Genomic DNA, 18,709 nt, shown 5'->3' on the forward strand with positions numbered 1-18,709 from the left:
AACGAGGGGGCACGCGACCATGACCGAAGGTGCGACGAACGGGGCCGAGCGGCACACTGCGCCCCTTCGCATCACGATCGAAATCGACCGGCCGCAGGTGGGGCTGGGCAAGGCGAGCGGCCACATGCGCGGCGCCGTCCGCGAGGTGCTGCTGAGCCTGCGTGAAGTGCTGGACGCCGGCATCCACACGCTCGATCCGTCAGAGCGTCAGGCCTCTTCCGCCGAGCAGATCAAGATCGAGTAGCTCGGCGCCGTCCCGCCGAACGCCGGCCGGCGGGCCGGGACCGCTGCCTGCTGTGAAATCGCCTGAATGCCGTCGGCTTTTGTGACGATTCCAACCGACGCGGCCGCCGGCCCGGCCTAAGGTTGGGGTGCTTGGATATCTCACCTCCCCTCAGGGGCGAGCAATGGTGGCCGACACGGCCGACACCCTGACGCACGCAACCGACGCCGACTTCCAGCAGGAAGTCCTCGAGGCGGACGGCCTCGTGATCGTCGACTTCTGGGCCGAGTGGTGCGCGCCGTGTCGTATGCTCGCGCCGATATTCGAGAAGCTGGCCGGCGAGTTCGCCGGGCGCTTGAAGTTCGTGAAGGTGGACGTAGACGCAAGCCCCGACGCGCCGAACAAGCACGGCGTTCGCGGCATTCCGACGCTGATCGTCTTCCGAAACGGCCAGGAAGTTGATCGAGTCGTAGGCGTTCTGCCGGAAAGTCGCCTGCGGGCGCAGCTGGAGGGTCACCTCCAGCCCGCCTAGGCGCCTTCCCGGACTTCATCCGGGTGCAAGGCCTCCGCCCGGCCTTGCACCCGGATTTCTTTAACTCAGGCCCGGCGGTCCGGGATGCGCCACGCGGCGCGAGCGGTGCGGCTGAAGATCCACCCACGGTCGCCGTCGGTCAGCCACGGCAGCTCCCAGGCCGACGTGAAGGCCTGGCTGTAGGTCGCGTGGGCCAGACAGACCGGCCAGTCGCTGCCCCACATGACGCGCGAGGACCCGAAGGCGTCGAGCATGCGCTCAATGAACGGCCGGGCGCGCAGGTAGGGATAGGCGTCGCCGGTGTTGTGGGGATAGCCCGAAAGCTTGACGTAGACGTTGGGCAAACGGGCGAGGTCCAGCAGGTTCCCCAGCGAGTCGGGATCGTCGTAGTCCGGAAAGCCCAGGTGATCGATGACGACGGTGACGTCGGGATGCCGGGTCGCCATGACCGCGGCCTGGGGAAGCTGACGCCACTGGATCAGCAGCCCGATGGTGGCACTGGTATCCGCGGCGGCTTCCCACAGCGGGTCCTGCGAGCGGTCGTCGAGCCAGCGTGTCGTGGGATCCTCGGTCGCCGCCAGGCGAATGCCCCGATAGCCGGGCCGCTGCATGAGCTCCCGCAGCTGCCGGGGCGCTTCGCCGTCCATCGGATTCACGCGCCCGGCGACGACGAAGCGATCCGGATGCGTCTCGGCGGCCTGCGCCAGGTAAGCGTTGTCCCACAGGTAGAGGCGCGGCTGAATGAGCACCGTCCAGGCCACGCCGCCCACCTCGTCCTGCGCCGCGAATAGGTCCGCCGGCGACGCCTCCTGCTCCGTGTCGAAGTTGGAGTCCGGGTGCTTCGGAAAGCGCGGATCGCGAACGGTCCAGACGTGGACGTGTGACTCAACGAGGTCCATAGCCAGGCTCCTTAGCGCCATCGCCGCATAATGCCAGGCGAGAGCCGATGAACCGGCACGAGCCGTATACGATGGAGACAGATCCCATAGCCGGTGGCCCAGGCTGCGCGCAGCCTGGGAAAGCCATGACCGAACTTCCGAATCAACCCAAACAACCGCCCCAAAGTCCCGCGCAGCCCGGGGCACGCCAATCCCACGCTGCACGCAGCGTGGGCCACCGAACCGATCCCGACCCCGCCACACGCTCCCCGCTCGATGTTGAAAGCACTGACATAGACCTGACAATCGGCGAGATCGTCGACCTAGTTCGCGAGGGCCGGGAACGACGGGGCTAGTCCGCTCGCACTGAGGATCCGTGCGCTTCCCACACTGCACGGAGTGTGAGCCACCGAAGCAAGCTTGATGGGCCTAGGTTCGCGCCTTCGGAAACTTCCGGGAAATCCCTCCGTCATTCCGGCGGAGGCCGGAATCCAGTCCGGTCTAATTTGGCGGCGCGTCGAATGCTCGGCGTCGGGCGGGTCCGAGACCCGCCCCTACCGGAGTCTGCAATGATCCCCCTTCGGGGGAATCTCGAGACCCCTGCCTTGCGGCTCTGCCCGTGGCTACAACAGCAGGTACGGCTGCTCGATGAGCTCCCGGATGCGGGCGAGGAAGCGGGCGGCGGGGGCGCCGTCGATGACGCGGTGGTCGAAGGTGAGGCTGAGGGTGACCGACAGCTGCGCGACGACCTCGCCGTCGCGGGCCACGGCCTTTTCGCGCAGCGCGCCGACGCCCAGGATGGCGGACTCCGGCGGATTGAGCACCGGCGTGAAGGCGTCGATGCCGTAGAGCCCCAGGTTGCTGATCGTGAAGGTGCCGCCGGTGATGTCGTCCAGCGCGAGCTGGTTGGCGCGGGCGCGGTCGACCACGCCGCGCACGTCGGAGGCGATCTCGACCAGCGACTTGCGGTCGGCCTGCTTGACGTTGGCCACCACCAGGTCGCCGCCGGCCTCGATGGCGAGACCCACGTTCACCGAGTCGTGCAGCCGGATGGCGTCGCCCTCGAGGCTGGCGTTGGCGCGGGTGTGCTCGCGTAAAGCGTGGGCGCAGACGCGGATGAGCAGGTCGTTGTAGCTGATCTTGAAGCCCAGGGTCGGCTCGTGGCGGGCGGCCAGCTCGGTGCGCAGCTCGTGGAAGCGGCGTCCGTCGGCCTCGGTGACCAGCGTGACCTGCGCGGTCTGCTGGAGGCTCTGCAGCATGCGCTCGGCGATGACCTTGCGCACGCCGGTGACCGGGATGGTCGAGCCGGCGGCGGGCTCTCCGGTCGCGGCGGCCACGGCGGGCATCGGCGCCGCCGGGGCAATGGCGGGCGCCACCGCGACGGCGGGAGCCGCCACCGGCGCGGCGGCCGCGGCCTCGCGCACGTCGCGTTCGATGACGCGTCCGCCGGGTCCGCTGCCGACGAGACCGGCCAGGGCCACGCCTAGTTCACGAGCAATGCGCCGGGCCAGGGGTGAGGACTTCACGCGTCCGTCGGCAGCCGCCGGGGCGGGCGCTGCCGCCACCACGGGCGCCGGCGCGGGGGCCGGGGCGGGCGGTGGAGCCGCGGGAGCGGGAGGCGGCGCGGCGGGCGCTGGGGCTGGAACGGGCGCCGGCGCGGGCTCAGTCGCGGCGGCCGGCGGTGCCGCCTCGGCCGCGGGCGGCTCCTCGCCGGGCTCCAGGATGTAGGCCAGGGTTCCCTGCACCGGCACGGCGTCGCCGGGCTGCGCGGCAATCCCGCCGAGCACGCCGTCCTCCGGCGCCTCGACGGTGGCGTTGATCTTGTCGGTCTCGAACTCGAGGATCGGCTGACCCTTGGTCACCGTGGCCCCGTCCTCCACGAGCCAACTGCTGACGATGCCTTCTTCCATCGTCATGCCCATCAGGGGCATGAGGACCGGGGTGGCCACGGCTGGGTCCTTTCGTTGAGGCTGGGGCTAGCGGGAGCCTTGCAGCGACTCTCGAACGGCCGCGGCGATCCGCTCCGGGTCGGGGATGGCGCCCTTTTCGAGCGGCTCCGAGAACGGAATGGGCGAGTGCGACCCGGCCACGCGCAGCACGGGCGCGTCCAGGTCGTCGAACCCGTGCTCCTGGATCTGGGAAGCGATCTCGGCGCCAAAGCCGCCGAAGCGCGCCGCCTCGTAGACCACGACGGCGTGATTCGTCTTGTGGACGGAGGCCAGGATGGTGTCCACGTCGAGGGGATAGAGCGTGCGGACGTCGACGACTTCGACATCGATGCCTTCGCCGGCCAGCTGCTCGGCGGCCTCCAGCGCGTAGTGCACCTGGCGGGCGTAGGTCACGACGCTGACGTCGCTGCCCTCGCGTTTCACGTCGGCCATACCCAGCGGAATGGTGTATTCATCCTCGGGCACGGGGCCGCGCATGGAGTAGATGGCCTTGTGCTCGAAGAATATGACCACGTTGTCCTCGCGGATGGACGACTTCAGCAGGCCCTTGGCGTCGTGGGGCGACGAGCAGGTGACCACCTTGAGCCCGGGCACGTGCGCGAACCAGGCTTCGAGGCTCTGGGTGTGCTGCGCCGCGTTGCCGGTGCCGGCGCCGAAGGGCGCGCGGTAGGTGATGGGCAGCTTGGCGGCGCCGCCGAACATATAGCGGTTCTTGGCGGCCTGGTTGACGATCTGGTCCATGGCGATGCCCATGAAGTCCGAGTACATAAACTCGGCCACGGGCCGGCAGCCGGTCACGGCGGCGCCGACCGCCGCCCCGCCGATGGCCGCCTCGGAAATGGGCGTGTCGATGATTCGCGCCTCGCCCCACTTCTCGAGCAGGCCGGCGGTCACGTTGTAGGCCCCGCCCCAGATACCCACTTCCTCGCCCATGACGAAGACGTTGGGGTCGCGGGCCATCTCTTCGTCCAGGGCCTCGTGCAGCGCCTGGCTCATGAAAATCTGGCGGGTGGCGGCTCCGGCCGGGGCGTCGGGTGCGCTTGTGACAGCCATGGCTAGACGTACACGTCCTGCTCGATGGCGTCCAGCGTGGGCCAGGGGCTGGCCTCGGCGAACTCCTCGGCCTGCGTGATCGCTTCCTCGACCTCGCCGTCGATCGCTTGCATCTCGTCCTCGGTCAGGGCCTTGGCCTCGAGGACCGCCCGCTTGAAGCGCTCGATGGGATCCTGCGCGATCCACTTGGCGATTTCTTCCTCGTCGCGGTAGCCCTTCGAGTCGTGGATCGTGTGGCCTTTCTGGCGGTAGGTGACGGCCTCGATCAGCGTCGGGCCCTCGCCGTCGCGGGCGCGGTCGATGGCGACCTTGGCCCGCTCGTAGACCTGAAACACGTCGTTGCCGTCGATGCGCTCGCTGGGCATGCCGTAGGCCGGGCCGCGGTCGCCCACGGGCGCGGCGTTGGCGTACTCGGTGTGGGTCGCCATGCCGTATTGGTTGTTCTCGCAGACAAACACCACCGGCACGTTGAGCACCGAGCCCATGTTCACGCCCTCATGGAAGGCGCCGGTGGGTCCGGCGGCGTCGCCGAAGAAGCAGACGGTGACCTTGCCGTCGTTGCGCAGCTTGGATCCCAGCGCGGCGCCCACGGCGATGGGCACTCCCGCGCCGACGATGCCGTTGGCGCCCAGATTGCCGCTGGCGACGTCGGCGATGTGCATCGAGCCGCCCTTGCCGCCGCAGTAGCCGGTGGTGCGGCCGTAAAGCTCGGCCATCATCTTGTCCAGGCGCGCGCCCTTGGCGATGCAGTGGCCGTGGCCGCGGTGGGTGCTGGTGATGAAGTCGCCCTCGTTCAGCGCGGCGCAGACGCCGGTGGCCGTGGCTTCCTCACCGATGTAGAAGTGCAGCGCGCCGCGCATCTTGGCCGCGCGGTAGGCGACCTCGGCGGCTTCCTCGAAGCGACGGATGCGGCGCATGGTGCGATACATCCACAACAGGCGCTCTTGACTGAGGCCGGCTAGCGAACCGTTGGACGAAGCGATGAGGGCGTCCTCGGATGATTGAGCGGGTGAATGCGCCCGCTGCCGAAGGCGCCGCAGTATATCACCGGCCATCCGCGCGGCGGCCCGCCGTTGCATCCCGGAAAGATTGACGCCCCGGACCCTGCTCGGTCCGCGGCGGCGCCCTAAATCGCCGCGAGGTGTTGCCGTGCGGCGGACGTTGAATCGGCTAGACGAGGCTCGCGACGTAGTCGCCCGCTTCGGACGTCGACATACCCATCCGGCCGGCGCTCATGGACTCGAAGCGCCCGCTCTCCAGCGCCTCGACGACGGCGGACTCGACGCGCTGGGCGGCCGCATGCTCGCCGATGTCGTCGAGCAGCATCTGCATCGCGTTGATCGCCGCCAGCGGGTTGATGACGCCCTGCCCTGTGTACTTGGGCGCGGAGCCGCCGATTGGCTCGAACATGGAGACGCCTTCGGGGTTGACGTTGCCGCCGGCGGCGATGCCCATGCCGCCCTGAATCATTGCGCCGAGGTCCGTGATGATGTCGCCGAACAGATTCTCGGTGACCACGACGTCGAACCACTCGGGGTTCTTGACCATCCACATGGTGGCGGCGTCGACGTGCGCGTAGTCGCGGGTGATGTCCGGGAAGTCGGCGTCGCCGATCTCGTTGAAGGCGCGCCACCACGTGCCGTGCACGTAGGTCAGCACGTTGGTCTTCGCCACCAGGTGCAGCTGGTTGGTTCGCGCGCGGGCGCGGGTGAGTTCGAAGGCGTAGCGGACGCAGCGCGACGCGCCGTGATAGGTGGTGCAATGAATCTGCGTGGAAACCTCGTTGGGCGTGCCGGCGTACTGCACGCCGCCCATGCCGGTGTAAATGCCCTCGGTGTTCTCACGCACGATGATGAAGTCGATGTCCTCGGGGCCCTTGCCCGCCAGCGGCGTTTCCACGTTGGGGTAGAGCTTCACCGGGCGCAGGTTGATGTATTGGTCGAGCTCGAACCGAATCCGCAGCAGGATGTTCTTCTCGAGAATGCCGGGCAGCACGTCCGGATGGCCGATGGCCCCGAGGAAGATGGCGTCGAATTGGCGCAGGTCGTCGATGGCGCCGTCCGGCAAGGTTTCGCCGGTGCGCAGATAGCGCTCGCCGCCGAAATCGAGGGTGGTGGTGTCGTAGGTGAAGCCGCCAACCTGGGCGGCGGCCTCGAGCACCTTCAGCGCCTCGGCGGTGACCTCCGGTCCAGTGCCGTCACCCGGAATCAGTGCGATGTTGTGCATGCAAGCCAGTCCCCGTTCGCCCGCACGGACGGGCGCGCGCCTAGGATACTCGGCGCCGGTCGGTCGCCTAGACCGCTGCCCAGTACTCGGGCGCCACGGTCAAACGCAGCTCTTGCACGTCGGCGTGGGCCACGCGGCGGCGTACGTCGTCCATGATCTGGGGCAGGTACATGGCCACGATCTGGGCGGACGCGTTCGATCGGCAGGCCAGAATCGCGGTCGTCCCCACGTAGCCGGCCGGCTGGCAGCGAGCGGCCGCGTCGTCGCCCAAGACCGCCTGCAGGGCGCCTTCGATCGCTTCGGTGGTGTCGAGCCGACGGCGGCCGTAGCGCATGTCGGAGCGCTCGCCGAGCTCGGCCAGCAGATCGGCGAGCGGCCGGGCCTGGCCCGATCTACGCCGGGCCATGCGTGGCCCGAATGCAGCCGCGTTCGACCACCAGATGTGCCGCGCGGTCGAGCAGCGCCGCGTCCAGCCCGGCCGGATCGGCAGTGGTGACGATGGTCTGCGCCGACGGTGTCAGGCGTTCCAGCAGCAGACGCCGGTGGTGCGGGTCCAGCTCAGCGGCCACGTCGTCGAGCAGCAGCACCGGGCGTTCACCGGTTCGTCGCTGGGCAAGCTCGAATTGGGCCAACTTGAGTGCCACCCCCGCCAAGCGTAGCTGGCCGCGCGAGCCGAAACTGGCCAGCAGGTGCGTGCCGAGGTGGAGCGCGAGGTCGTCGCGATGCGGCCCCAGGCTGGTCACCCCGCGCTCGACGTCGCCGGTTCGCGCCTGACGCAGGGCCTCCACGTGCTCCGAGGGATCCGCGGCCGTCGCCGTGGCGGCGTAGCTGACGGCAAGGGATGGATCGTCGGTGATCTGCGCATACTCCGCCGCGAGCAGCGGTTGCATGGCCTTCACGAAGTCCTCCCGCCGCCGAACGACCTGTACCGCGAGCGGGGCGAGGCGCGCGTCCCAGAAGTCCAGCTCCGGCGGCCGTCCGTGCCCGGCGCGGATACGGCGGAGCAACGCGTTTCGCCGCGTGAGCACCACTTCGTAGTCGGCGAGCGTCGATACGTAGTCGCGATCGAGTTGCGCCAGCGCCATGTCCAGCCACCGCCGCCGCTCCCGCGGCGGTCCGGTGAGCAGCGTCAAGTCCGCCGGCGCAAAGCTGACGGCCTGCAGGCGGCCCGGCAGATCGGCCAGGCGTCGAGCGGCCCCGCCGATGCGCACCCGGCGTCGCACGCCGCCGCCGGCGCTCGTTCGAGCGACCACGAGCTCCAAGCGCTCCTCCCCGGACGCCCCCTGGACCTGCGCCCGGATGCGCGCGAAATGCGCCTCGTCCGGCGCATCGACGTTGATCCAGGCGGCCTCGGGCCCACCGCGCATGCTGCGGCCGGTCGCCAGGATGTGCACCGCGTCCAGCAGATTGCTCTTGCCCTGGGCATTGCCCCCTTGAACCACGAGCGGGCCGACCGGCAACTCGAGATCAAGCCGCGCGTAGTTGCGAAAGTTGAGCAGATTCAGCGTGACGACATGCATGAGACGGGGGAGCGGCAACCTACGCCGTGGAGCATCGGATGGGCGATTGTCCACCCTTGACGCAAATCAGATCGGGGACTCGACCCCCTCGATGGCGGCCGCCTGGCGGATGGCGCGGCGCGTCACCGCCAGCGACCCCCACGCATCCGCGGCCACGCGGCGCAGCTCGAATCGGCGGTCCAGCGAATGCACCATGCCGGCCACGGTCGTGACCGCCGCGCGATAGCCGGAATCGCGCACGAGCTGGATCACGTCGTCGTCGTAGAGTCCATTCGGATAGGCGAAGTAGTCGACGCCGTCGACGTCCCGCTCGAGATCGGCCCGCGACAGCACCACCTCCGCCTGCGCCGCGCCCAGGTTTTGCCTGATGAGAGACGGCAACCGGGCGTGGTTGAGCGTGTGCGAGCCCACGGTCATGCCGGCGGCGCGCACCTCGCGCATCTGGTCGATGGTCATGTGGCCTTGCCCATGGCGGTCGAATCCCGGCAGGACGAAGAACGTGGCGGGAACGCGCAGCTCGATCAGGACGGGCAGCGCGTCGTGGTATTGACCCACCCACCCGTCGTCGAAGGTCAGGGCGAACGCGCGCGGCGGCAGCGAGGCCCAACCCTCGATGGCCGCTACCAGGTGGTCGAAGGAGATCGGCTCCAGTCCCTCATTGAGCAGGGCGGTGAGGTGCTCTCGGAAGGCGTCCGCGCCGCGCGTGTGGTGATAGGTGAGCACGGGCGCGACCACCGGCTCGGGCGCTGGAATGACCGGTCGGTCAATGGGCGACGGTCCGCCTTCGCCACGGGCGCGCTCGTCGACGGTGAGTCCAACGAATAGCTCGCCAAGATTGCCGCGCACCGGTCGCCGGGTTCCGGGCGACACCGGCATGAGGCGCACGATCTCGCGCTGAAACAGCCGGGTCGGCGCGCCGCGCCAGGTGATCGGCGCGCCCACGCTGGCGCCGGCGCCGGCGCGGAGTTCAGGCGTCTCCAGCGCGGCCTCGAAGACTCCCAATGACTCGGGCGCGGCCTCCGCGCCGGCCAGCGCGCGGGCCATGTGTTCGCCGAGGTTCGTGCGCCGCGGCACGCCCACGGGCCATGGCCTCGACCGCCCAGGCGATTCCAGGCGGCCGTGGGTGAAATATTGGAGAAGACTGTCGTCGAGAAACACACCCGGCGTCAGGGGATAGCCGAGCTCGCGGGCGGCGCCGGCGCTCCGATAGGCGTGCAAGAAGGCCGCCTCGACGGGAATGCCGCTCAGTCCGCGCCAGCGCTCGACGTGGGCTTGGGCGTCGTCGCGATCGTCGGTCACGAGTCAGCCTGCGAGGCCGCGAGCGAGCACGGCGGCAGCGCCGCTGGGCGTGCGCCTAGCTCGGCAGCGCGCCACTCTGCGCGGCGACCTGCGCGCGGTAGTCGTCAGCCATGTTCGTGGCGTCGGTCACCGCGGGGTCGGGCTCGAATTGGCCGCGCGCGGCCGCGACGACCGCGCGCAAGTTGGCGTCGGGCACCTGGGGCGGCACGGCGCACTCGGGCGCGATGATGTCAACCCCGGCGGCCAGCAGGTCTTCGATCTCCACCGCCACATCTTCGGGACGGCCCGTCAGCAGGGTGATGAAGTTGCTGGCATTGCCCACCAGCTTGTATTCGCCGACGGTCTTCTTGGCTTCGTGGGGATTGTTCTCGGTGGCGAAGTGGAAGGCCTCGAACCCAGCCTCGGTGATGTAGGGCATGCGGTCAATCGTCTTGCCGCAGCAGTGGAGAATCACCGGCCCCTCGATCAAGGGCGTGATCTTCTGGTGCACCGGCAGCAGGTAGTCGCGGTAGGTCTCGGCGCGCACCAGGTCGCCGGTGGAGTGGTCGGCGAGCGTGATCACGTCGGCGCCGGCTTCGAGCTGGGCGTTGGCGAACATCACCGACACATGCCGCAGCCGGTCGAGCACCTGGTGCACGTAGTCGGGGTCGAGGATCACGTTGATGAGGAATTCCTGCGGCCCGAACATGTGATAGGCCAGCGTCCACGGGCCCATGACCTTGCCCACGATGCCGGCGTCGGGGTGGTCGGCGCGCAGAATCTTGATCGCGTCGATGATGGCGCGCGACTCGCGGCGCTCCAGAAAGTCATCGGGAATCTCGATGTCGTCGGGGGTGACCCACGGCGGGGGCGGTTTCACCGCCGGCATGCGGGGGCCGGTGATGATTTTGCCGCTGGACTTGTCGAACTCCCAGGGGTCCGAGCCCCAGTCGATCGTCGCGCCGAGGGCGGCCGCGCCCATGATGATGCAGAAATAGGGAGCGATGGTGTCGAAGCCGAGATCGGTGTAGCTGCGTTCGGCGAGCATCGCCACGGCTTCGGCGGAATAGTGGGCGTCGGGCCACTCGATGCCGAGCAGCCGCATCTGCTCGTAGGTGGCCAGGGACGTCGGGCTTCCCACGGCGATGGCGTCGGTGGGCTTGCCGAGCAGCGCGTTCACATAGCGTTCGCGGCCCGTCATCGTCGCTGCGCTGTCGGTCGCAGTCATTTGGCACTCCCGGTCTGCCGCCCGCCCACGCCTTGCCGTGGCCAGTATAGGTGGGAGGCCGCGGCGCTCCGGCGCACGGTGGCGCGTAAGTCAAATGCCCGTTAGCATCGGGTAGCTCCGCGCAATGCCGCGGGGCGCTTGCAGGCACGAACCCTTTGACGCCATACCCCACCATCAACCTATCGGAGGCTAGCCATGGCTGCCCCGCTGATAGCGATCATCGCCGGCGTGGCGATGCTCGCCCTGGGGCTCGTGGCGGGCTACTTCTATCAAGTTTGGCTATCCGGATCGCGCATGCGCAGCCTCGCGCAGCGGGTCGAGGAGGAGCTGAAGGCCGCCGAAGCCCAGCAACGAGCCCTGATCGAGACGACCACGCGAAATGCGCGCCAAGCCTGGGAAGCGGGCGAGCGCGAACTGGCCGAACGTCGCCGCGAGATGCAGCGCCAAGAGCAGCGCGCGCAGCAGCGGGACGAGCGACTGGAGGCGCGCGCCGGGGCGCTTGAGGAGCGCGAGCGCGCGTCGTTGGCCCGCGAGGCCGAGCATGACGCCGCGCGCCGCCAGCTCGAGGCCGACGCGCAGGCGCAGGAAGCAGCGCGCCAGGAGCATCTGGCGGCGTTGGAGCGCGCGGCCAGCCTGACGCGCGATGAGGCGCGCACGGAGCTGGTGCGCAGCATCGAGCAAGAGGTGTCCGCCGACGCCGAGCAGATGGTGCGCCAGGTCGAGGCCGACGCCAAGGAGCGGGCGGAAGCCCGCGCGCGGTGGCTCGTGGGCCTGGCCCTGCAGCGCGTCGCCGCGTCCCACACCACCGAGGTGACGACCTCGGTCGTGGACCTCAAGAACGACGACATGAAGGGCCGGATCATCGGACGCGAGGGCCGCAACATTCGCGCCCTGGAAGCGGCCACCGGGGTCGACGTCATCATCGACGACACGCCCGAAACCGTGGTGCTCTCCGCCTTCGATCCGGTGCGGCGCGAGGTGGCGCGGGTGGCCTTGCGGCGCCTGACCGAGGACGGCCGCATCCATCCGGCGCGCATCGAGGAGGCCGTGGCCAAGGCTCAATCCGAGGTCACGGAAATCATCGCCCAGGAAGGCGAACGGGCCGCATTCGACGCCAAGATCACTGGGCTGCCGCCCGAGATCCTGCGCTACATGGGGCGCCTGCGCTTCCGCCACAGCTACGGACAGAACGTGCTCAGCCACTCGGTGGAGGTCGCGCTGCTGGCGGCGACCATGACGAGCGAGGTTGGCGGCGACGTCGAGCTGGCGCGCACGGCCGGATTCGTGCACGACATCGGCAAGGGCATCGACCACGAGGTGGACGGCCCCCACGCGCTGATCGGCGGCGAGCTGCTGCGCCGCCACGGGGTGAGTGAGGACGTGGCGCACGCCGCGGAGGCCCACCACTTCGAGGTGGAGCTACGCAGCTTCGAGGCCTTCGCCGTGGCGGCGGCTGACGCAATCTCGGGCTCGCGTCCGGGGGCGCGCCGCGAGACGGTGACGCGCTATCTGCAACGCCTGGAGAAGCTGGAGGAGATCGCCAGCTCCTTCGACGGCGTGAAGTCCTGCTATGCCATCCAGGCCGGGCGCGAGTTGCGAGTCATGGTGCAGCCCAGCTCGATCGACGAGTTGGGCGTCCACCGCCTGACGCGGGAGATCGCCGACCGCGTGCAGGAGGACCTGGAGTACCCCGGGCAAATCAAGATCACGGCAATTCGGGAAACGCGCTCGGTCGAGTACGCCAAGTAGCGGCGCTGGATTCCCGCCTCAGCGGGAGCGACGGATGGGCGCGGCCCGGTGGCCCAGGCTGCGGGCAGCCTGGGAACGCGCGCTCGTGGGGCGTTCGCGACCCGCGCGATTGCGGCGACTCGGTGGCGTGGCGAGGCAGGAGCTTGACCCCCATCCCAACCTTCCCCCTTGCAGGGGGAAGGTGTCGGAACGGACCTGAGAGTGCGGCGCGGCGCGTAGCGACGGGCGATTGGCCCGCAGGCGCATTGGGGCTGGATTCCCGCCTTCGGAGACCCTTGCGTAACCCTCCGTCATTCCGGCGGAGGCCGGAATCCAGTCCGGTCAAATGTGGAGGCGGGCCGGATTCCTGGCGTCGGGCGGGTCTGAGACCTGCCCCTACTGGACTTTGCAAAGGTTTGCCTTCGCGGGAATGACCGGGCGAAGGGACTCGCACCTGCCTTCCGACACGCGTTGACAGCGCATCCGCCGCCGCGCTAGAGTCTAACGAAAGAAAAACTTTTCTTTATGTATTGTGCCTCCAACAACAACTCCGCCGGACGACTGGGACATCCTGGGCATGCGCTCGTATGCCCGGGCGCTCGGGTCGGGCACCCGCCTGCGGATCCTGCAGCGGCTGTCCGAGAACCCCGACCAGGGGGTGGCCGAGCTGTCCGAGGTCGTCGGCCACAGCCCACCGCTCGTGTCGTGGCACGTGCGACGGCTGCGCCAGGTCGGCCTGGTGCGGGCACGTCGTGAGGGGCGCCTGGTGAAGTACTCGCTGGTCGCGGATCACCTGGAGGCCCTGCATCAAGAACTGACGACCTATTTGGAGCACTTGGTCACCGTGCAAAAGGCACACACCGCGGATCGCCCGGATTCGGGCGCCGCACGTTCGTAAGGGAGTCACCATGTCCACGGTTCGCGTTGGGATCATTGGCGTCGGCAACTGCGCCTCGTCGTTGGTGCAAGGGGTTGCGCACTATCGCAACGCCCCTGCCGATGAGTTCATCCCCGGGCTCATGCACACCGTGCTGGGCCCCTATCACGTTGGCGACATCGAGTTCTCGGCGGCCATCGACGTCGACCGCAACAAGGTCGGGACCGACCTGAGCGAGGCGATCTACGCTGAGCCGAACAACACGGTGAAGTTCTCCGATGTCCCGCACCAGGACGTCGCGGTGGCGCGCGGCATGACCCACGACGGCATTGGCCGCTACATGGCGGACACGGTCGTCAAGGCCGACGGCTCCACCGACGACATCGTCGAGCTGCTGCAGGACACCCACACCGACGTGGTGATCAACTACCTGCCGGTGGGCAGCGAGGAAGCCACCAAGTGGTACGTGGAGCAGGTGCTGCAGGCCGGCTGCGCCATGGTGAACTGCATGCCGGTGTTCATCGCGCGCGAGGACTACTGGCAGCAGCGGTTCGAACGAGCGCAGGTGCCCATCATCGGCGACGACATCAAGTCACAGGTCGGGGCCACGATCGTGCACCGGGTCCTGACCCGGCTGTTTCGGGATCGCGGCGTGAACCTTGAGCGCACCTATCAGCTGAACGTGGGCGGCAACTCCGACTTCAAGAACATGCTGGAGCGCGAGCGGCTGGAGTCCAAGAAGGTCTCCAAGACCAACGCCGTGACGAGCCAGCTGGAGTACGACATCGGGCCGGGCAACGTCCACATCGGGCCCAGCGACTATGTCGAGTGGCTCGGCGACCGCAAGTGGGCGTTCATCCGCCTGGAGGGTCAGTCCTTCGGCGGGCAGCCGCTTAACCTGGAGCTGAAGCTCGAGGTCTGGGACTCGCCCAACTCGGCGGGCATCGTGATCGACGCCGTGCGCTGCTGCAAGATCGCGATGACGCGTGGGGTGTCCGGGGCGCTGGAAGGCCCGTCGGCCTACCTCATGAAGTCCCCGCCCATTCAATACACCGATGCCGAAGCCCACGACATGATGGAGGAGTTCATTGCGTCGGCCACGGTGGCGGCGGCCGGATCGGCGGCCGATCCCGCGTAGATGATCGCGCTGTTCGAGCTCGGCTCGCATCTGGTCGGCTGGATACCGCGACCGATCTCGACGGCGGTCGCGCGCGTGCTGGGCACGTTGATCTTCCTGCTCGTGCCGCGGGTGCGCCGCAACACGATCGCCAATATGTCGGTGGTGCTGGACCTGCCGCCGTCCGACCCGCGCGCGCAAGACCTCGCCCGGCGGTCGGTTGTGGCGTTCGTCGACCACGTGATCGACTTCCTGCGCAGCTTCCGGCTGTCGCAGGCGGACTTGATCCGGCGAACGGTGCGCATCGAGGGCTTTGAGCACTTCAAGGCGCTCCACGAGCAGCGCAAGGGCGGCATCATGATCACGGCCCATTTCGGGAACTGGGAGTGGTGCGGCGGGCTGGTCTCGCTGGACCATCCGACGCACGTGGTGGCGGAGACCATGCGCAGCCGTGCGGTGACCGGCATGCTGGACCACGTGCGGGCCAAGCTCGACCTCCAGAGCATTCAACTCGGGAACGCCGCGCGGGAGATCTTGCGGGCGCTGCGCCGGGGTGAATATGTCGCTCTGCTGGCCGACCGGCCCACCCCGGGACGAGGCGTTAAGGTGGAATTCTTCGGGCGCGAGGCGTGGGTACCGCCGGGGTCCGCCGCCCTGGCGCAGCGCGCCGGCAGTCCGCTGCTGGTGGGCGGCATGACGCGCAACGGCGACGGCACCTACACCGCACACGCGATGCCGCCCATCTTCTGGGACCGGAACATGCCGCGCGACGAGGCCGTGCAGCAGGGCATGCAGCAGGTGATGTGGGATCTCGAAGCGCTCATCCGCAAGGCGCCGGAGCAGTGGTATATGTTCCGGTCCATGTGGGAGGCCGCCGGCTAGTGCGCATTCTTCAGGTTTCGCCCTACGACTTCCCGTACCCGGGCGGGGTGACGGAGCACGTGCTGGCCCTGGACCGCGAGTTCCGGGCACTGGGGCATGAGGTCGCAATCATGGCGCCGTCGTCGGCCGAGACGCCCGAGGTGGAGAATCCCAACTTTTACCGGGTCGGGCGCCGCATCGTGCCGCTGCCGGTGAATCAGTCGACGGCCCGGCTCACGCTGTCGCCCGCGCTGCTGCCGCGGGTGCGCCGCTTCCTGGACGAGCGCCAGTTCGACGTGGTCCATCTGCAGGAACCGCTCGTGCCGGCCTTGCCGCTCACCGTGCTGCGCCACTCCAAGGCGCTGAATGTCGGAACGTTCCACGCGGCGCGCAAGTCGGCGTTCGTCTATCACACCACGCGGCCGCTCATTCGCCGGCTGCAACGCAAGCTCGACGGCAAGATCGCCGTGTCACAGGCGGCGCGGGACCTGGTGTACCGCTCCTACCGCGGCGAGTACCGCATCATTCCCAACGGCATCGACGTCGACTTCTACGGTCGAAAAGCCGAGCCCTTGCCGCAGTTGAACGACGGGTTCTTCAACATCCTGTTCGTGGGACGCTTCGACAAGCGCAAGGGCCTCTCGGTGCTGCTGCGGGCGATGCAGTTGGTCCAGCAGATGCAACCCCGCACCCGGCTGGTGCTCGTGGGGGCCTACCGTCCCCGCCAACGCCGCATCTACCAGCGACAGGTCGACCAGCTTGGCCTGCGCAACGTGGTCTTCGCGGGCTACGTGAGCCAGGAGGACAAGCAGCGCTACCTCAAGAGTTCGCACGTCTTCTGCTCGCCGGCGCTGGGTGGGGAGAGCCAGGGGGTGGTGCTGCTTGAGGCCATGGCCGCCGGCCTGCCGGTGGTGGCCAGCGACATTCCCGGCTACCGCGCGCTGCTGCTGGACGGCGAGGGCGCCCTGCTGGTGCCGCCCAAGGATGACGCGGCGCTGGCGCGCACGCTGCTCCGCCTGATGCGCAACGAGACCAAGCGCGCGCAAATGTCCGCGTTCGGCGAGCAGCGCGCCCAGGCGTTTGCCTGGCCGAAGATCGCGGCCCGGGTGGCGGACTACTACGAAGAGTTGCTCAACGAACGCGAGATCGGCGGTCGCTATTGGGCCTTCTCGCCCAAGGCCGCCGAGGCGGGGACGCGCTGATGATCAACCAACGGATGCAGGCCCGATCGCGCCGCCTGGCCGAGCGCGTGGTGGCGCCGTTGGCGCGCACCGGCATCGACCCCAATGTGCTGACGATCACCGGGCTCGTGCTGTCGTTTCCGACGGCCGTGGTCATCGCGCTGGGCTGGCAGGTCGCCGGCGGCGTGATGCTGCTCTTCAGCGCCGGATTCGACATGTTCGACGGCGCCGTGGCCCGCGTCAGCAACCGGCGGTCGGACTTCGGCGCGTTCCTGGACTCCACCCTGGACCGCTGGGGCGAGGGCGTCATATTCGCCGGGCTCACCTGGTATTTCGTCGACGTCGGCGCGCGGGCGGAGACGGTGCTCGCTCTGCTGACGCTGATCGGGTCCATGCTGATCAGCTACACCCGCGCCCGCGCCGAGGGCCTGGGCGTGGAGTGCAAGGTCGGCTTCTTCCAACGACCGGAGCGGCTGATCGTGCTGGGCATCGCGCTGCTGACGCCGTTCGGGGTGCTGAGCGGGGCCATGTGGTTTCTCGCCATCGCCACCCAGCTCACCGCCGCCCAGCGCGTGCTGCACGTGCACAGCCAGATCGAGCGCGCGAAGAAGCTCAAGGCAAACGAGGGCGACGGCGACACGGCCTGAGCGGCGGACTCGCGGCGCCCTGAATCCGAGTCCGCGTAGGGGCAGCCCTCGTGGCTGCCCTGATCGAGCAGCGGATTCGCGGCGCCCTGGATCCGAGTCCGCGTAGGGGCAGCCCTTGTGGCTGCCCTGATCGCCAGGCGTCGACTGGCAAGCAGTCACGGGCGCCCACTAGGGGCGCCCCTACAGATCCCGTGTTCCTACTATTGGGCTACCAGTTCGTGACCGAGCCGTCGTGGCGGCGGAGCTCGTGGACCGGTCGCATCTGGAACGGATGGTTGGCCGCGGCCTCTTCGTCGATGTCCACGCCGATGCCGGGCGCGGTCGGCGCGATCAGGTGGCCGTCCTCGAAGGTCATCTGCTGCGGGAACACATCCGCCAGCGCGCCGGGCACCTCCGGCAGCTCCTGCACCCCGACAAGGGGGCTGGCGATGTCCAGGTGCACGCACGCGGCCAGCGAGATCGGTCCCATGGGGCTGTGCGGCGCGAGGTATTGGTGGTGCGACTCGGCCCAGCCGGCGATCTTCCGCGCCTCGGTGAATCCACCGACGATGCACAGGTCGGTCCGCACGTAGTCGATCAGGTCGCCCTCGATGAGCGGCTGAAACTCCCATTTGGAGGCCAGCTCCTCGCCGCCGGCAATGGGGACGTGGGTGTGACGGCGCACGTAGGCGTAGGCCTCGGGCCGCTCGGAGCGCACGGGGTCTTCGGCGAAGAATATGTCCAGCGGCTCGAGGCCCTTGCACAGCCGCACGGCCTCGTTCGGGTCGAGGCGGGTGTGAAAGTCGATGCAAATCTCGATGTCCGGCCCCACGTGCCGGCGCATGGCCTCGGCGGTCTCGATGGCGACCGGCACGGCGCGCCGGGGCTCCAGCACCCCGCCCTGCGGCTCGACGCCCGGAAAGCCGTAGCGCACGAAGCGGTAGCTCTGCGCCAGCGCGCGGTCGGCGTCGGCCAGCAACGCGTCCAGGGTCTTGCCGGTGACGTGCGGGTAGGCGACCACGCCGTCGCGGCACTTGCCGCCGAGCAGCTCCCACACCGGAACGCCCAGCGCCTTGCCCTTGATGTCCCAGAGGGCGATGTCGATGGCCGAGATCGCCGCGCCCAGGATGGGCCCGGCCTTGAAGAAGCTGCCGCGAAACATGCGCTGCCACAGATGGTCGATGCGCCGCGGGTCCTCGCCGATCAGCAGCGGGCGGAAGTGCTCGATGACTCCCGCAACCGCGCGTTCCTTGCCGGCGATCGCGGACTCGCCGAGGCCATAGATCCCGCGGTCGGTCTCAACCTTGGTGATCAGGTAGTTGATGTTCCGGTGCTCGGCGAAGACCGGAATCGTGCGGATGTCCGTGATGCGCATGGCGGTGGCTTTCCGTGCAGGGCCGCTATGGGACTGATGATAGGCGGACGCCGCACC

18 protein-coding genes are annotated in these 18,709 nt (G+C 68.8%); 8 read left to right on the forward strand and 10 right to left on the reverse strand.

The features are described from left to right. The first annotated feature begins 19 nt into the window (after positions 1-19). On the forward strand, positions 20-244 hold the full coding sequence (locus OXG33_07375; GenBank protein MCY4113739.1) for a hypothetical protein: 225 nt from the start codon (positions 20-22) through the stop codon (positions 242-244). A gap of 166 nt (positions 245-410) precedes the next feature. Beyond that, positions 411-755, forward strand: a complete 345-nt coding sequence (gene trxA, locus OXG33_07380) for a thioredoxin (GenBank protein MCY4113740.1) — start codon at positions 411-413, stop codon at positions 753-755. A gap of 65 nt (positions 756-820) precedes the next feature. Here the strand turns inward: trxA and OXG33_07385 are convergent, their stop codons facing one another. The 9 genes from OXG33_07385 to OXG33_07425 all read right to left on the reverse strand — a co-directional run bounded on the left by OXG33_07385 (position 821) and on the right by OXG33_07425 (position 10,887). Then, positions 821-1,654, reverse strand: coding sequence for an amidohydrolase family protein (locus tag OXG33_07385; GenBank protein ID MCY4113741.1), 834 nt, complete (start codon positions 1,652-1,654; stop codon positions 821-823). 602 nt (positions 1,655-2,256) lie between these two features. Then, complete coding sequence (locus OXG33_07390) at positions 2,257-3,582, reverse strand: dihydrolipoamide acetyltransferase family protein (protein ID MCY4113742.1); 1,326 nt, start codon at positions 3,580-3,582, stop codon at positions 2,257-2,259. Between the two features lie 27 nt (positions 3,583-3,609). Continuing rightward, on the reverse strand, positions 3,610-4,635 hold the full coding sequence (locus OXG33_07395; GenBank protein MCY4113743.1) for an alpha-ketoacid dehydrogenase subunit beta: 1,026 nt from the start codon (positions 4,633-4,635) through the stop codon (positions 3,610-3,612). 2 nt (positions 4,636-4,637) lie between these two features. Then, positions 4,638-5,552: a thiamine pyrophosphate-dependent dehydrogenase E1 component subunit alpha gene (locus OXG33_07400; GenBank protein ID MCY4113744.1), complete on the reverse strand. Its 915-nt coding sequence runs from the start codon at positions 5,550-5,552 to the stop codon at positions 4,638-4,640. A gap of 253 nt (positions 5,553-5,805) precedes the next feature. Continuing rightward, a complete protein-coding gene (locus tag OXG33_07405) occupies positions 5,806-6,861 on the reverse strand; it encodes a 3-isopropylmalate dehydrogenase (protein ID MCY4113745.1) in 1,056 nt (351 codons plus the stop codon). Between the two features lie 67 nt (positions 6,862-6,928). Beyond that, positions 6,929-7,267 carry a DciA family protein gene (locus OXG33_07410; GenBank protein MCY4113746.1) on the reverse strand — a complete coding sequence of 113 codons (339 nt, stop codon included), beginning with the start codon at positions 7,265-7,267 and terminating at the stop codon, positions 6,929-6,931. Continuing rightward, complete coding sequence (locus OXG33_07415; GenBank protein ID MCY4113747.1) at positions 7,254-8,381, reverse strand: DNA replication/repair protein RecF; 1,128 nt, start codon at positions 8,379-8,381, stop codon at positions 7,254-7,256. The genes OXG33_07410 and OXG33_07415 overlap by 14 nt, the downstream gene beginning before the upstream one ends. A gap of 66 nt (positions 8,382-8,447) precedes the next feature. Further along, entirely contained in the window at positions 8,448-9,680 is a 1,233-nt protein-coding gene (locus tag OXG33_07420) for a polysaccharide deacetylase family protein (GenBank protein ID MCY4113748.1), read from the reverse strand. A 55-nt stretch (positions 9,681-9,735) separates the two neighbouring features. Beyond that, positions 9,736-10,887 carry an MtaA/CmuA family methyltransferase gene (locus tag OXG33_07425; GenBank protein MCY4113749.1) on the reverse strand — a complete coding sequence of 384 codons (1,152 nt, stop codon included), beginning with the start codon at positions 10,885-10,887 and terminating at the stop codon, positions 9,736-9,738. Positions 10,888-11,082: 195 nt separating this feature from the next. Here OXG33_07425 and rny point away from each other — a divergent pair, with 195 nt between their 5' ends. The 6 genes from rny (at position 11,083) to OXG33_07455 (ending at position 17,298) form a co-directional block, all read left to right on the forward strand. After that, positions 11,083-12,636 (forward strand): ribonuclease Y, encoded by a 1,554-nt coding sequence (rny, locus tag OXG33_07430; GenBank protein ID MCY4113750.1) that lies wholly within the window; start codon positions 11,083-11,085, stop codon positions 12,634-12,636. Positions 12,637-13,192: 556 nt separating this feature from the next. Beyond that, positions 13,193-13,513: a metalloregulator ArsR/SmtB family transcription factor gene (locus OXG33_07435; protein ID MCY4113751.1), complete on the forward strand. Its 321-nt coding sequence runs from the start codon at positions 13,193-13,195 to the stop codon at positions 13,511-13,513. A gap of 10 nt (positions 13,514-13,523) precedes the next feature. Beyond that, complete coding sequence (locus OXG33_07440) at positions 13,524-14,630, forward strand: inositol-3-phosphate synthase (GenBank protein ID MCY4113752.1); 1,107 nt, start codon at positions 13,524-13,526, stop codon at positions 14,628-14,630. After that, the gene (locus tag OXG33_07445) at positions 14,631-15,491 is read left to right on the forward strand and encodes a lysophospholipid acyltransferase family protein (GenBank protein MCY4113753.1); all 861 of its coding nucleotides are present in this window, start codon (positions 14,631-14,633) and stop codon (positions 15,489-15,491) included. Beyond that, positions 15,491-16,672, forward strand: a complete 1,182-nt coding sequence (locus tag OXG33_07450; protein ID MCY4113754.1) for a glycosyltransferase family 4 protein — start codon at positions 15,491-15,493, stop codon at positions 16,670-16,672. Before OXG33_07445 ends, OXG33_07450 begins: the two co-directional genes overlap by 1 nt. Further along, on the forward strand, positions 16,672-17,298 hold the full coding sequence (locus OXG33_07455; protein MCY4113755.1) for a CDP-alcohol phosphatidyltransferase family protein: 627 nt from the start codon (positions 16,672-16,674) through the stop codon (positions 17,296-17,298). The genes OXG33_07450 and OXG33_07455 overlap by 1 nt, the downstream gene beginning before the upstream one ends. Before the next feature lie 208 nt (positions 17,299-17,506). Here OXG33_07455 and dgoD read toward each other — a convergent pair whose 3' ends face one another. Beyond that, entirely contained in the window at positions 17,507-18,652 is a 1,146-nt protein-coding gene (gene dgoD / locus OXG33_07460; protein MCY4113756.1) for a galactonate dehydratase, read from the reverse strand. Positions 18,653-18,709: the final 57 nt, after the last annotated feature.

The organism is Chloroflexota bacterium (assembly GCA_026708035.1).
Classification (GTDB): domain Bacteria; phylum Chloroflexota; class UBA11872; order UBA11872; family UBA11872; genus JAJECS01.